Raw genomic sequence first — 13,940 nt, 5'->3', positions numbered from 1 at the left:
CCGGCCCCATGATCCTCGAGGGCGTCCGTGGTCACCACGGGACGGGCTCCGCCTATCCGATGGTGACCCGGCCGTCGTCGACCTGCCAGCGGGCGTCGAGCCGGACGTTCTCGAGCAGCCTGCGGTCGTGCGTGACGAGGAGCAGGGCGCCCGTATAGGACTCGAGGGCGTCCTCGAGCTGCTCGATCGCCGGAAGATCCAGGTGGTTGGTGGGTTCGTCCAGCACCAGGAGATTCACGCCGCGTGCCTGCAGCAGCGCGAGCCCCGCCCGGGTCCGCTCGCCCGGTGAGAGCGCTGCGACGAGGGCCCGCGCCTGGTCGGCCTTCAGCCCGAACTTGGCGAGCAGCGTTCGTACCTCGCCCTGCGTCAGCTCGGGCACGAGGTTCTCGAAGGCCGTGCTGAGGGGGAGGGCGTCCGCGAGCTGACCCCGGGCCTGGTCGATCTCACCGACGGCCACGCTCGATCCCAGGGCCGCCGTGCCGTCGTCGGGCTGCTGATGACCCAGCAGGAGGCGCAGGAGCGTCGACTTGCCCGCTCCGTTGGGACCGATGATCCCGATGCGCTCGCCCGCAGTGAGCTGGAGCGACACCGGTCCGAGGGTGAACCGGCCCTGGCTGACCGAGGCGCTGCTGAGGGTCGCCACCACGGAGCTCGAGCGCGGCGCCGACCCGATGGTGAACTTCAGCTGCCACTCCTTGCGCGGCTCCTCAACCTCGTCGAGCCGGGCGATCCGCGACTCCATCTGCCGCACCTTCTGCGCCTGCTTCTCGGAGGACTCGGCGCTCGCCTTCCGGCGGATCTTGTCGTTGTCCGGGCTCTTCTTCAGTGCGTTCCGCACGCCCTGCGACGTCCATTCGCGCTGCGTTCGGGCACGTCCCACGAGGTCCTGCCGCTTCTCGGAGTACTCCTCGTAGGCTTCCCGCGCATGCCGCCGCGCCACGGCTCGCTCCTCCAGGAACGCGTCGTACCCGCCGTCGTACACGGACACTTTGGCCTGCGCCAGATCGAGCTCGACGACGGTGGTGACGCAGCGCGCCAGGAACTCGCGGTCGTGGGAGACGAGCACCGCGCCGCCGCGCAGTTCCCGCACGAAGGATTCGAGGCGTTCGAGGCCGGCGAGATCAAGATCGTTCGTGGGCTCGTCGAGGAGGACGATGTCGAAGCGGCTCAGCAGCAGGGCCGCAAGGGCCACCCGGGCCAGTTGGCCCCCGGACAGGGTGATTGTGGGGGTCGACGGGTCGATCCCACCGGCGACGTCCGCGAGGACCGCGGGCATCCGGTCCTCGAGGTCCACCGCGCCGGAGATCATCCAGTGCTCCAGGGCAGCCGAGTACGCGTTGTCTGCGTGCTTCCCGCCATCGCCGAGAGCCTCTGCGGCCTCCTCCATGGCGGTGGTGGCTGCCGTCGTGCCTGTCCGGCGTCCTATGTAAGCCGCGACGGTCTCGCCGGGGCGGCGCTCGTGTTCCTGCGGGAGCCAGCCCACGAAGGCGTCCGGCGGCGTGGTGGAGACGGTCCCGGCGACCGGCTGGTCCGCTCCCGCCAGCAGGCGCAGCAGGGTCGTCTTGCCGACGCCATTGGCCCCCACCACGCCCACCACGTCCCCGGGAGCCACCGTGAGATCGAGCTTCGAGAAGAGCGTGCGGTCCGCCGGGCCCCCGGACAGATCCTTCGCCACGAGGGTTGCGGTCATGCTCCCAGTCTAGGAGGCGGAGGGGCAGGGCCGGGCGTGAGCTTCCGTCAGGCCTCCTGGACGGCAGGATCCGCAGGCGCGTCGTCCTTCGGCGGCGTCGGCGGACCCGGTGTCGCGACCCGCCGTGGAAGCGTGAAGACCAGCAGGAGCGCGACGGCGGCGAAGGCCGCGCTGACCCCCATGGCGGCAGCCGAGGCGTCGGTGAAGCCTGCAGCGCGCCCGGCGGCCGTTGCCATCTCGCGTCCACCCGGCAGTGAGCCGAACAGCACGCTGCCGATGATCGCGATACCCACTGCCGAGCCGATGCGCTGGATGGCCGAGATGACCGCGCTGGCCGACCCGGCGTCCTGCCGGTCCACCGTGGCGACGATGAACTGCACATTGGGCGCGATGAAGAAGCCGTTGCCGAGCCCCGCCAGCAGCAGCGGGACGGCGAACAGCCAGTTGGTCAGATCGGACGGTGCCGTGGTCAGCAGGATCAGCCACGACCAGCCGAGTCCCACCGTCACGAGGGCCGTCCCGAGGACCAGCACGTTGCGGCCGAGCTTCAGGGCCAGGCGATTGCTCTGCGAGGAGCTGATGATGCTCCCGATGGCGAACGGGATGGCCACGGCCCCGGAGGCGAGGGCGGAGTAGCCCAGTCCCGACTGCCAGAGCAACGAGATGGTGAAGAAGATACTGGTGAACGCGGCGAAGTAGACGAGGGCGAGAATGACTCCACCGGTGAACGATGCATGCGAGAACAGCGTCGGAGGGACCAGTGGCACCCGTCCCTTGCGGTCGGTATGGACCTCCCACGCCCCGAAGAGTGCGAGCAGGACGATTCCGCCGACAAGGGAGATCCAGGTCCACAGCGGCCAGCCGTCCTCCTGGCCCTGGATCAGGGGGACCAGGAGAGCCACGAAGGCTGCGGACACCAGGGCGATGCCCATAGCGTCCAGGCCCTTCGCGGCCCGGGGCAACGTCTTGTCGCGGGGCGGCAGCAGGGCGGCGGCTGCGATGCAGGTGATGATGCCGACCGGCAGATTCACGAAGAACACCAGACGCCAGCCATTCTCCACCCCGAAGGCCTCGATGATGAGCCCGCCGATGATGGGCCCGAGCGCCGAGGAGACGCCGATCACCGCGCCCATGATCGCGAAAGCGGTTCCGCGGGTCCTTCCGGGGAAGAGCAACTGGATGAAAGCCGTGACCGCCGGGACGAAGATGCCGCCGGCCAGGCCCTGGAGGACCCGGAAGATCACCAGCTGCAGGTCGCTCTGGGCGAAGCCGCAGGCGAGGCTGGCGACGGTGAACAGGGCGACACCGGAGAAGTAGATCCACTTGTGGCCGATGCGGTCGCCGAGCCTGCCCGCAGGGATCAGCGTCAGGCCGAAGGCCAGCGCGTACCCCGAGATGATCCAGGAGAGCGTGGACTCCGACGCATCCAGGCTGGTGCGGATGGTGGGGAGTGCCACGTTGACGATCGTGGTGTCGAGGAGCGCGATGCTCATGCCCAGCAGGAGGGCTGCGAGGGCGAGCCAGGACTGGCGGGGGATGGTCGGCGCGGCGGCGTCGTTCATGGTCGTGCTCATGCGGAGCCTTTCGCGGGTACGGGGGCAAAAATCGTTTCAGGAGCGTGGTCCGGCCTCGGCACGGCGTTGTGCATGGCTCTCGCGCGGGTGACTTGCCGTCCCATAGTCTACCGAGTGGGCGCGGCGTAGCGGACGAACATCCGGCGCCCGGCCACGGGATGCGTGGCGCGACGAGATGGTGAAGGGATGGCGCCGATGGCACGGTTCACGAAGGACGGCAAGGTCAGGTCGGAGACCCTGCCGAGTACGCTGCAGCGGTCCGGTACGGAGGCGCAGGACACGTTCGCGGCAACGCTGGACTCCGCGGAGGAGCAGTACGGCGACGGGGAGCGGGCCCACCGCACGGCCTTCGCGTCCCTGAAGCACGGGTTCGAGAAGGTGGGAGACCACTGGGAGCAGAAGGAGTCGAAGGGACCCTCGGACCAGCAGGCGGCAACGGGGCGGGCCGAGTCGCGCCCGACGGCGGGAGGGGTCGACGCCAATGCCTCGAAGGCTCATCTCTACGACCTCGCCAAGAAGCTCGAGGTACCGGGCCGCTCCTCGATGTCGAAGAGCGAACTGGTCGAGGCGCTCCAGTGGGCCAATGATCGTGAGACCCGGAGGGCCCGTGACTCCTGAGGACTGTACCGGGGAAGGACTTTTTCCGAGAGGCTAGGGTAGGCTAACCTTACTTTCAGCTGTTCATCCGCCCTTCTCGGGCCAGAAGCCAGGGAGCCCCATGGCCACCTCACGCCTGCTCCGCCTGCTCGCCGTCACCGTCGTCGCAGCGCTGTCCCTCTCCGCCTGCTCCACGGGTCCCTCGGACGGTGCGGGCACCACGACTGCCGGCAGCGCGGCGGAGGCCGATGCGGCAGCCTTTCCGGTCACCATTGATCATGCCTTCGGCCAGACGACGCTGAGGGAGATACCCGAGCGCGTTGCGACAGTCTCGTGGGTCAATGCCGACGTGGCATTGTCGCTCGGCGTCGTCCCGGTGGGCATGCCGATCGATTCCTACGGGGGCAACGAGAACGGCTCCACTCCGTGGAAGGACGCGAAGCTCGAGGAGCTCGGAGCGGCCATTGGCACGAACGGCGCCCCGGTGCAGTACTCCGAGGCCGACGGCCTCGCCTTCGACGACATCGCAGCCACGGATCCCGATGTCATCCTCGCCGCCTACTCCGGTCTGTCGCAGGAGGACTACGACACCCTCAGCAGGATCGCTCCGGTCGTCGCGTACCCCGAGGTGGCCTACGGCACCGCCTGGCAGGACTCCACCCGGATCATCGGGGAGGCACTCGGTCTATCCGGTGCTGCCGAGCAGCTCGTCGACACCACGGAGCAGGCCATCGACGACGCCGCCGCCGAACACCCCGAGCTCGACGGGACCACCTTCATCTACGGCAGTCTCACCCCCGGGGCAGCGGACAGCGTGAGCGTGTACACCGCGAACGACAATCGACCCCGCTTCCTGACGGAGCTCGGCATGGTCCAGGCGAACGTGGTGACCGAGGCCACGGGTGGTTCGGAGGCGTTCTTCATCCCCTGGTCGGCTGAGCGGGCGAACGAGCTCGACTCCGACATCTTCGTGACCTGGGTGGCCGACGAGGACGCGGCGGAGGCCATCGCGGCCGATCCACTGCTGGGCCAGATCCCCGCGGTGGGACGCGATGCCCTGGTGACCACGTCGGACGACACCCTGACGCTGTCCGTCTCCGCCGCGAACCCCCTGAGCCTGGTCTGGGCCCTCGATGCCTTCGTGCCGCTGCTCGCGGGCGCCGCGGCCGGCCGGTGACGGCGGTTTCCGATTGCCCTTCTGCCGCATCTGGGCTGGAATGGACACCGAAGCACCACTCGTTCCAGGAAGGGAACCCCGATGGCTCAGGGCGACATCAGCAAGCTCCAGGCAGCAACGGCCTGGGACAGTGCGGGCAAGAAGCTCGGTGACGTCAATGACGTCCACCTCGAGAAGGAATCGGGCATTCCTGCATGGATCACGGTGTCCCTCGGTATCCTGAACTCCCGCAAGCACTATGCGCCACTGGCCAATTCCCGCCTCGAGCGGGAGGAACTCCATCTGGCCTGGACAAGGAGCCAGATATCCGGCGCACCGGGTGCCGGTAGCGCAGCCGCTCTCTCTGCCGAGGAGGAATCGGCACTGATCGACTACTACGAACTCCGCGACGGCGCGGAATAGGCCTGTAGAGGCAGGTCGCCGTCCTAGGTGAGACCGAAGAGGCCCACGATGTTGCCCACGATGAAGATGAGCACCAGAAGGACGATCAGCCCCACGACGCCGATCCAGACGGCGGTGACCCCCTTTGACTGGGGCTTGTCCTCGGTATGGTTCTGCTCCCAGGTTGTGCTCGCCTCGGCAGGCGGGGTCTCGCCCGGAGGAACACCGCCTCCTGGCTCGAGGCCCGTGATGTTGTTGTCCTCGGGATCGGGATTGCCCGCGTTCGAATTTCCAGGATCGGGGTGCCGGTCGCTCATGGTGTCCTTCGCGTAGTTGGCCGAATGCTTCTGGACCACACTACTCCGAAGATGATCAGCCGACTTATCGATAATGGGCGCCTACGTTCAACGGCGATGCTGGTAGGAGAGCCCTACTGTCCTACCCCTGCGGTGCTGCCGCCGGTCGGGTCGAACCCCTGACCGGCCGCGCTGTGGGAATCGTCGTCGGGCGGTGCGCTGTCCTCGCCGGCATCGGCGGCCACCGTCAGCTCCTCTTGCTCGCGCGGCGTCCAGGACATGGTGATGGACACTCCATCGTCCGTTCCGGTCACGTTGAGGTGCAACTCCTCACCCACCAGCGCCTCGTCGTGCACCGGATCACCGGCCTGCCGGGCCAGGTCCGTGAGTCGGCAGATGGCGACGGCCATGGCTCGCCCCCAGTCCTGCGGGTGCCTGCTCGTCGACTCCTCGGTCACGGTGAACTTCTTGTCGGTCATCGTCGTCGTCTCCCTGCCGTGAACTCACTGCTCCACTGCTCCTCGGTGTGAGCGAGCCTACCAGCGCGGGTGGAGGTGCGGCCGGGATCACCCGAGGGTAGCTTTTTTGGGGGAGGCGGCGGCTATCGTCATCCACGCCATGGTCTAGCAGCAGGCCCTGGCCCCCGACCACCATCGGATACCCATGACAGAAACCGTGATTGCCCTCGACGACGCCGTCGACACCCCGGTGCTTCAGTCGGTCCTGGAACCGCAGCCCGACACCCGCATGACCCCTGTCCTCGCGCCTCCCACGAAGCGGGAGCGCGAAGCGCAGTGGCTCGAATGTGCTGTTCGGGCCGGTAATCTCGCCGACCTGCCGCTGGCCGATCTCCGCGTCATGGCGAACAGGATGTTCCGCCTGCTCGACGGGGAGACGCCACCCGTGGAAGCCCACGAGCGCTACACCGCGGCCGTGGAGGAGATCGAATCACGACTCGAGCGTTCGACTCCCGACGACGAGGACGGGCACGACCGTGCGGTGTTCAAGGACTCCGCCTTCTCCTCGCGCTATGAGCTGTACCTCGACGGTGCCCTTGCCGCCTACATCCGGTACTCCATCGTCAGCGGGCAGCTCACGCTCCGTGCCCTGGTGGAGAAGCCGGGATACGAGGACAGGGGGCTCGATCGGATCCTGCTCCGCCATTCGTTCCTGAACGCGCACCGGCGTCGCCTCGCCGTGGTGCCCGCCTGCCCCGCGGCGCACACCTTCCTCGATCGATATCGGCAATACAGGACCCTCGCGCGCATGGGGGACTGATCGGCACCTCACCGGGGTCGGTCTCGAAGGACGACGCAGGATTTGCGCTGATTCTGCCAGGGTGGGCGTGGAGCGACCAGCCAGACCGTATGATGTGTGGCACAGCGGCCGGGTCTCAGGCCGCCTGCCGTCGGAGTGGTCTCGACCGCGGTGCACGGACAATTCTTGTGATCGGGTAGTGGCATGAACATGGGGTGGGGGCAGGCAGCCGCCGGGAGGCTGACGGCGTTGCCTTCGTGGACGGTTCATGCGGGATTCGCCCTCCTCCTCGCAGCTACAGCGGTTTTCGGACGCACCATCACGCTGGAGTCCTCGAATCTCGCCCTCGTCTGGCCCGCTGCGGCCATCCACTTCCTCTGGGCGGTGTGGGGACTGCGATCCCGTCGCGACCTCGTCATCGCCCTGATCGCCGCCGTTCCGGTGCTGGCCGCGGTCACCCTGGTGACGGGTCTCGGATCCGCATTGGTTGCCGGGGTGGTGCTCGGAAGTACGGTGCAGACCGTCATCGCGGCCTTCCTCCTCCGTCGGTTGGTGCCGCACGTCGGTGTCCGCAACGTCGGTGACTACCTCCGGCTCGGCGGGATCGCTCTCGTCGCCTGCTCCGTCGGTGGGTTGTTGGTCGTCGGAGCCGATGCCCTGGGGGGCGGGCTCTCGCCTGCCTCGGTGTTCGTCCCCTGGCTCATCCGGCACGCCGTGTCCCTGACCGCGATCGGCTCCCTCGGCCTGGTCCTCGCTACAGCCATCTCGGTTCGTGCCTCCGGTACTGCGGCCCCGAAGTCGCGTGTCCGGCCCCTTGAACATGTCCTGATCGCCTTCGTGTCCATCGCGCTGTACACGACAACATTCGGCGCGGACACCGCCTTGCCGATCTCCTACATCGCCATCCCGGTCCATATGTGGGCGGGCCTACGGCTCCTGTCCGGGTGGGCCATGCTGCATGGTCTTGCAAGTGGAGGGATCCTCCTGTTCTTCACGGTGGCCGGCCGGGGACCGTTCCAGGAGCTCGATGGGGGGACCGCGGCCTATGTGGCACAGTCCTTCATGTTCATCGCCTTCTCCCTCTCGGCGGTCCTGGCGCTGAGCATGGACGAGCGCCAGCGCCTGATCACCGGGCTGTACCGCGCGAACGAGGAGGCGGAAGCGTCGGCCGCGCTCCGCGATCTCGTGATCAGTCGGATGCATGACGGAGTGCTGGTGTCCGGACCGGACGGACGTCCGGTCTTCCAGAACGAGATGAGTGCGCGCTGGCTCGGTCCATGGACGGCGCAGCCGGCGGAGGTGTGGCGGCGTGGTTACGACGTCACCACGGTGAACGGTGAGCCGCTGACAGACGCGGACGAGCCGCTCACGCTCGCCCTGCAGGGGGTGGTCACCGAGCGTCTGGATCTCGACCTGACCCACTCGGACGGGCACGTGGTGTATCTGTCCGTGGACGCCATCCCCCTGCCCGATGAGCAGGGGGCCGTCGTCGTCACACGCAACGTGACCGACGACCGTATGTACCAGCGGGATCTAGGCCGCTTCGCCTCCGTGGTGGCCCACGACCTCATGACGCCCCTCACGGTGTTCGACGGGTGGCTCGAGATGTTGGAGGACCCTGACCTACCCGTCGCCGAGCAGCAGGCGAGCGTGGCACGCCTCCAGCAGGCCAGCCTGCGGATGCGCAACCTCATCCGGAATCTGCTCGTCTACAGTCTTGCGAAGGAAGAACGGCTCGCGCCGTCGCATCTCGATGTAACCGACATCGTCGAGGGGATTATCGATCTGCGGACCGCCCTGCGCGGGAGGGACGTTCCGCTGGTGCGCTTCCACGTGCGGACCGCCCATCCGGTGTATGCCGACGAGCGCATGTTCCTGCAGCTCGTGGAGAATCTGGTGGGCAATGCCCTGAAGTACGGCAGGACCGACGGTACGGCGGAGATCACCGTGGCGACTTCGCTCGATGCCGCTACCGGCCGGACGCTGATCTCCGTCCGCGACAACGGTATCGGCATTCCCGAGGCCGACCTGGAACGCGTCTTCGATGACTTCCACCGGGCAGAGAACGGTCTGGGACGGGCCTCGGGAACGGGCCTCGGTCTGGCCATCTGCCGCCGCATCGCGGTGAGCCATGGTGGCTCGATCAGCGTGGCGAACGTACCCGGCGGCGGCGCCGAGTTCACGATCAGCCTGCCTGCCGGACCGGACCACCTCCCTGCCGGGGTGGCGCAGACCGATGCGGACGACGTCTCGATGGTCCCGGCGCACTGATGGTCGCGCTACTTCGGAACACTGACTCCCGGGAGTCAGTGTTCCGAAGTCCTTCAGCCGTCCCGGGCTTCCGTGCGCGGATAGAGCTTCGGCGAGCCGATGTGGCCCCGCCCCGATCTCATGCCCTCGATCACCGTACCCATGGCCTCGCGTGAGGTCCGGCGGGCCTCCCAGCCCAGTTCGGTCCGGGCGCGGGTGGTGTCCATGACGGGGGACTGGGCGGCCATGTCGATCCAGCCAGGATCGGTGCGCTGCAGGCCGAGTGCCCAGCTCCCACCGACGACCCACCTCAGCACGCGGACAGGGATGCCGAGGACGCGGTGTGCTCCCAACAGATCAGCGACGCGCTCCGGAGTGAGTTCCGGCTCCGCCGCGATGTTGAACGCGCCCGATGCATGCTGCTCGACGACCCGCCAGTAGGCCTCGGCGATGTCCTCCGCATGGACGGCCTGGAAGACGAAGGCATCCGGGATGGGTACGATCGGCAGGGGCACCCGGCCCAGGAGGAGTTTCGGGACCAGGGGGCCGAGGAAGTAGCGACCTATTTCACTACCGGCCTGACCCTGGAAGATCAGGCCGGGCCGGAGCCTCGCCACGGTGATCTGCGGATGATTCTGCTCGAAGGCGTCGAGCAGCCCTTCCTGCTCTGCCTTGTGGCGGCTGTAGTGCGACGAGTGGATGCCTCCGGTCGGCCAGGATTCGTCCCTGCGGGTGGCCTTGTCGGACGGGGAGTAGGCACCCACCGAGGACGCGCAGACCACGTGCCGCACACCTGCAGCAGCGGCCGCCTGCAGCACATTGGCCGTACCGATCACGTTGGTCCGATGCATCGCTGCCTCGTCCCGGTTCGGCTGGATGGCCCACGCGAGGTGCACCACGGCGTCGACGTCGGCGAAGGCGGCTTCCAGGGAGTCGTGGCTGTTCTCGGAGCCGATGTCGATGGCGTACCAGTCGACGCCGTCGTAGGGTTCCAGCGTCGTGTCGGGCACGGTACGGGCGATCGCTGCGAGGGAGAGGGCGTCTCCGCCGGATCCCGGGGACCGCTGCTGGGCGCGGAGGGCCTGCTGGAGGCGGGAGAAGAGGGCTGTGCCGACGTTGCCGGTGGCACCTGTGACCATGATGCGCATGACTGACTCCTGGGTCTGGTGGCTGCGGGTATGTCCGGTGGAAGCAGTGCCTCCGGAACGCCCGGAGCGCAACTGGACTGCTCAGCAACCTTATGGTGCAGTTGACGCAGACGCACAGCCTCAGTGGGCACCCGGAACCGGGTCCGCGGCCTGATAGGGAGATCTCCATGAGTAGCAGCAGCAAGGTGCGTACTGCGCCGAAGAGCGAGGCGGGCAGAAGGGCAGAGAATGCTCCGCACCCGGAGGATTCGCGCAAGCCCGACAATCTGAACGACGTGAAGAAGCCGGCCTGGGGGTACGTGTTCAAGCGGACGGTCAGCGAGTTCAGCAAGGACCAGTGCACCGATCTCGCGGCCGGGCTCACGTACTATGCCGTGCTGGCGATCTTCCCCGGCATCCTCGCGCTACTGTCTCTCCTCGGGCTCTTCGGGCAGGCGCAGGCCACCACCGACCAGGTCATGGGCATCGTCGGAGAGTTCGCTCCGCAGGAAGCACTGGACACGATTGAACCCGTCATCTCCAGTCTGGCCTCCAATCAGGCCGCCGGGCTCACCTTCGTGATCGGTCTCCTGGGTGCCATCTGGAGCGCGTCGGGGTACGTCACGGCGTTCTCGCGGGCCGCGAACCGCGTCTACGAGGTGGAGGAGGGCCGGAGCTTCTTCAAGCTGCGCCCGCAGATGCTGCTCATCACCCTGACCGTGCTGGTCCTGATCGTGATCGTGGGTCTGCTGCTCGTGCTCTCCGGCCCGGTGGCCCAGGCCGTCGGCGATGCGATCGGACTCGGCAGTACGGCCCTGCTGGTCTGGAACATTGCAAAGTGGCCGGTCATGGTGGCCTTCGCCGTCGCCATGATCGCGGTGCTCTACTACGGCACGCCGAACATTCAACAGCCCAAATTCCGCTGGATGAGTCTGGGCGGCTTCATCGCCCTGATCGTCCTGGCGGTCACCACGGCCGGTTTCTCCTTCTACGTCTCCAAGTTCGGCAGCTACGACGCTACGTACGGCGCGATCGCCGGCGGTGTGATCCTGCTCCTGTGGCTCTGGCTCGCCAATCTCTCACTCCTCTTCGGTGTCGAGTTCGACGCCGAGATGGAGCGCGGTCGCCAGCTGCAGGCCGGCATCGAGGCCGAGGACACCATTCAGCTCCCTCCGCGCGACACCAAGGCCGCGGAGAAGAAGCACGAGAAGTACCTCAAGATGGTCAACGACGGACGCGAACTGCGGCTGCAGTCCGAGCGGGAGTCCCTCAGGTCCTGACGGACCACACCTCGTGAGAGGAGCCCGGCTGCCATGCAGTCGGGCTCCTGTCATGTCCGGAGCACGTCCTAGACTGGCGCCATGACCAATACCGAGCAGGCCGACACGTCAGGACACAGCACAAAGGGCTCGTATGTGACCTCCGGCGAGGAATTCACCCGCGACACCCAGTACATCGAGACGAGGATCACGCGCGACGGCGCCGACGGCTTCCCCGTCGAGGCCGGGCGCTACCGGCTCATCGCGGCCCGCGCCTGCCCCTGGGCCAACCGGTCGATCATCGTGCGCCGCCTCCTCGGGCTGGAGGACGCCATCTCGCTCGGCACCCCGGGCCCCACGCACGACAAGCGGTCGTGGACGTTCGATCTGGACCCGGACGGGCTCGATCCGGTCCTCGGCATCGCGCGACTGCAGCAGGCGTTCTTCAAGCGCGACCCGGACTACGCGCGGGGCATCACGGTCCCGGCCATCGTCGACACCACCACGGGCGCCGTGGTCACCAACAACTTCCCGCAGATCACGCTCGACTTCTCCAGCGAGTGGAAGGAGTTCCACCGCGACGGAGCCCCCGAGCTCTACCCGGAGCACCTCCGCGAGGAGATCGACACCGTCAACAAGCGCGTGTTCACGGAGGTCAACAACGGCGTGTACCGCTGTGGCTTCGCCGGGTCGCAGGAAGCCTACGACGCCGCCTACGACCGGCTCTTCACCGCGCTGGACTGGCTCGAGGAGCGTCTCACCACCCAGCGCTTCCTGGTTGGCGAGACCATCACGGAGGCCGATGTGCGGCTCTTCACCACCCTGGTCCGGTTCGACCCGGTGTACCACGGTCACTTCAAGTGCAACCGGAACAAGCTGACGGAGATGCCCGCCCTCTGGGGTTATGCCCGTGATCTGTTCCAGACGCCGGGGTTCGGCGACACCGTCGACTTCGAGCAGATCAAGCAGCACTACTACATCGTCCACGAGGACATCAATCCCACCGGTATCGTCCCGAAGGGTCCCGATCTCTCCGGCTGGACCACGGCGCACGGCAGGGAAGCGCTCGGGGGGAAGCCCTTCGGCGACGGGACACCACCCGCCGCCCTGTAGCTGGAGACTTGTAGCCGGTCCCTGTAGCAGTGCAGGGGAGCGCATCCAGAGCCCGAACATGCAGACGATCATTAGGCAACACATTTGTTTCCTAATGATCGGAACATAGGTTAGCCTTACCTAGTCTGATCATCCGGTTCAGGGAGGCGCTCGTGGCAGTCCAGGCTCCTGCCGTCGTCGCCGGGGATCGCTCCGGTGTCAGCGGGCGTCGCCCGTCCTCCGCACGGCGGGCGGGCGCGCTCGTCCTGCTGGTGGCGCTCCTCCTCCTGGTCGGGTGCGCCTCGCTGACCATTGGGGCGCGATCGATCTCCCCGGGCACCATGCTCGACGCCGTCACGGCCTTCGACGCCTCCAACGGTGACCACGCAGTGGTGGTCTCCCGGGTACCACGGACCGTCATCGGATTGCTGGTCGGAGCGGCACTCGCGGCCGCCGGTGCCGCCCTGCAGGGCATCGCACGCAATCCGCTCGCCGATCCGGGCATCCTCGGCATCAACGCCGGAGCCGCGCTCGCCGTCGTGATCGGCATCCACGTGGTGGGCCTGAGCAGTGCCTCGGGGTACATCTGGTTCGCGTGTGCCGGAGCGGGGGCGGCGGCGCTCGTCGTCTACGCCGTGGCGAGCCTCGGCAGGGAGGGCGCAACGCCGGTCAAACTCGCCCTGGCGGGTGCCGGTCTCGCCGCGGGACTGGCGAGCCTGACGAACGCGGTCCTCGTCTCCAGCCAGGAGACGCTCGACGTCTTCCGGTTCTGGCAGGTCGGGACACTCTCCGGCCGTGGCTGGGACGTGATCGGCGCCGTCGCCCCCTTCCTCGTCCTGGGCCTTGCCCTGACGCTGTCCACAGGCAGGGTCCTCAACAGCCTGGCGCTGGGCGACGACATCGCGCGGGGCCTGGGACAGAGGGTCGGGCCGGCGCGGGCACTCACCGCCGTCGGGATCGTGGCCCTGTGCGGCGCTTCCACCGCGGCAGCGGGGCCCATCGGCTTCGTGGGCCTGGTGATCCCCCATCTCGTGCGCCTGCTCGTGGGGGCGGACTACCGGTGGATCCTGCCGTTCTCCGCACTCCTGGGGCCCATCCTGTTGCTCGGCGCGGACATCGTCGGGCGGGTCGTCCTGCCGCCCGGTGAGGTCCAGGTGGGCATCATGACCGCCATCGTCGGCGCGCCGTTCTTCATCTGGCTCGTGCGCCGCCGAGGGACGGTCCAGCTGTGAGCGTCCCG

Annotated in this window: 13 protein-coding genes; 8 read left to right on the top strand and 5 right to left on the bottom strand. The window is 67.7% G+C overall.

Annotation, left to right across the window (positions count from 1 at the left end; genetic code table 11):
- Positions 1–52: 52 nt before the first annotated feature.
- Entirely contained in the window at positions 53–1,690 is a 1,638-nt protein-coding gene (locus tag FQ377_RS02630) for an ABC-F family ATP-binding cassette domain-containing protein (protein ID WP_148599669.1), read from the bottom strand.
- A gap of 47 nt (positions 1,691–1,737) precedes the next feature.
- Positions 1,738–3,264 (bottom strand): DHA2 family efflux MFS transporter permease subunit, encoded by a 1,527-nt coding sequence (locus tag FQ377_RS02625; protein WP_148599668.1) that lies wholly within the window; start codon positions 3,262–3,264, stop codon positions 1,738–1,740.
- Positions 3,265–3,459: 195 nt separating this feature from the next.
- Between FQ377_RS02625 and FQ377_RS02620 the strand changes: the two genes are divergently transcribed.
- The 3 genes from FQ377_RS02620 to FQ377_RS02610 all read left to right on the top strand — a co-directional run bounded on the left by FQ377_RS02620 (position 3,460) and on the right by FQ377_RS02610 (position 5,440).
- Positions 3,460–3,882, top strand: a complete 423-nt coding sequence (locus FQ377_RS02620; RefSeq protein WP_148599667.1) for a ChaB family protein — start codon at positions 3,460–3,462, stop codon at positions 3,880–3,882.
- 100 nt (positions 3,883–3,982) lie between these two features.
- Entirely contained in the window at positions 3,983–5,038 is a 1,056-nt protein-coding gene (locus tag FQ377_RS02615; protein ID WP_148599666.1) for an ABC transporter substrate-binding protein, read from the top strand.
- 81 nt (positions 5,039–5,119) lie between these two features.
- The gene (locus FQ377_RS02610) at positions 5,120–5,440 is read left to right on the top strand and encodes a PRC-barrel domain-containing protein (RefSeq protein ID WP_148599665.1); all 321 of its coding nucleotides are present in this window, start codon (positions 5,120–5,122) and stop codon (positions 5,438–5,440) included.
- Between the two features lie 23 nt (positions 5,441–5,463).
- On the opposite strand, the gene FQ377_RS02605 is transcribed toward FQ377_RS02610, so the two are convergent.
- Positions 5,464–5,775 (bottom strand): DUF6480 family protein, encoded by a 312-nt coding sequence (locus tag FQ377_RS02605; RefSeq protein WP_262364224.1) that lies wholly within the window; start codon positions 5,773–5,775, stop codon positions 5,464–5,466.
- 74 nt (positions 5,776–5,849) lie between these two features.
- On the bottom strand, positions 5,850–6,194 hold the full coding sequence (locus FQ377_RS02600) for a hypothetical protein (RefSeq protein ID WP_148599664.1): 345 nt from the start codon (positions 6,192–6,194) through the stop codon (positions 5,850–5,852).
- 184 nt (positions 6,195–6,378) lie between these two features.
- On the opposite strand from FQ377_RS02600, the gene FQ377_RS02595 reads away from it, so the two are divergent.
- Positions 6,379–6,993 carry a GNAT family N-acetyltransferase gene (locus FQ377_RS02595; protein ID WP_148599663.1) on the top strand — a complete coding sequence of 205 codons (615 nt, stop codon included), beginning with the start codon at positions 6,379–6,381 and terminating at the stop codon, positions 6,991–6,993.
- 183 nt (positions 6,994–7,176) lie between these two features.
- Positions 7,177–9,243 carry a sensor histidine kinase gene (locus FQ377_RS02590; RefSeq protein ID WP_148599662.1) on the top strand — a complete coding sequence of 689 codons (2,067 nt, stop codon included), beginning with the start codon at positions 7,177–7,179 and terminating at the stop codon, positions 9,241–9,243.
- A gap of 53 nt (positions 9,244–9,296) precedes the next feature.
- On the opposite strand, the gene FQ377_RS02585 is transcribed toward FQ377_RS02590, so the two are convergent.
- Entirely contained in the window at positions 9,297–10,370 is a 1,074-nt protein-coding gene (locus FQ377_RS02585; protein ID WP_148599661.1) for an NAD-dependent epimerase/dehydratase family protein, read from the bottom strand.
- Positions 10,371–10,537: 167 nt separating this feature from the next.
- Here FQ377_RS02585 and FQ377_RS02580 point away from each other — a divergent pair, with 167 nt between their 5' ends.
- The 3 genes from FQ377_RS02580 (at position 10,538) to FQ377_RS02570 (ending at position 13,932) form a co-directional block, all read left to right on the top strand.
- Positions 10,538–11,629, top strand: a complete 1,092-nt coding sequence (locus tag FQ377_RS02580) for a YihY/virulence factor BrkB family protein (protein WP_148599660.1) — start codon at positions 10,538–10,540, stop codon at positions 11,627–11,629.
- A gap of 81 nt (positions 11,630–11,710) precedes the next feature.
- Positions 11,711–12,721 carry a glutathione S-transferase family protein gene (locus FQ377_RS02575; RefSeq protein ID WP_148599659.1) on the top strand — a complete coding sequence of 337 codons (1,011 nt, stop codon included), beginning with the start codon at positions 11,711–11,713 and terminating at the stop codon, positions 12,719–12,721.
- 152 nt (positions 12,722–12,873) lie between these two features.
- Positions 12,874–13,932 carry a FecCD family ABC transporter permease gene (locus tag FQ377_RS02570; RefSeq protein WP_148599658.1) on the top strand — a complete coding sequence of 353 codons (1,059 nt, stop codon included), beginning with the start codon at positions 12,874–12,876 and terminating at the stop codon, positions 13,930–13,932.
- Positions 13,933–13,940 lie beyond the last annotated feature (8 nt).

Origin of the sequence: Arthrobacter echini (assembly GCF_008107445.1) — a bacterium.
Classification (GTDB): Bacteria; Actinomycetota; Actinomycetes; order Actinomycetales; family Micrococcaceae; genus Arthrobacter_D; species Arthrobacter_D echini_A.
This window is presented reverse-complemented; position numbering and strand designations above follow the sequence as displayed.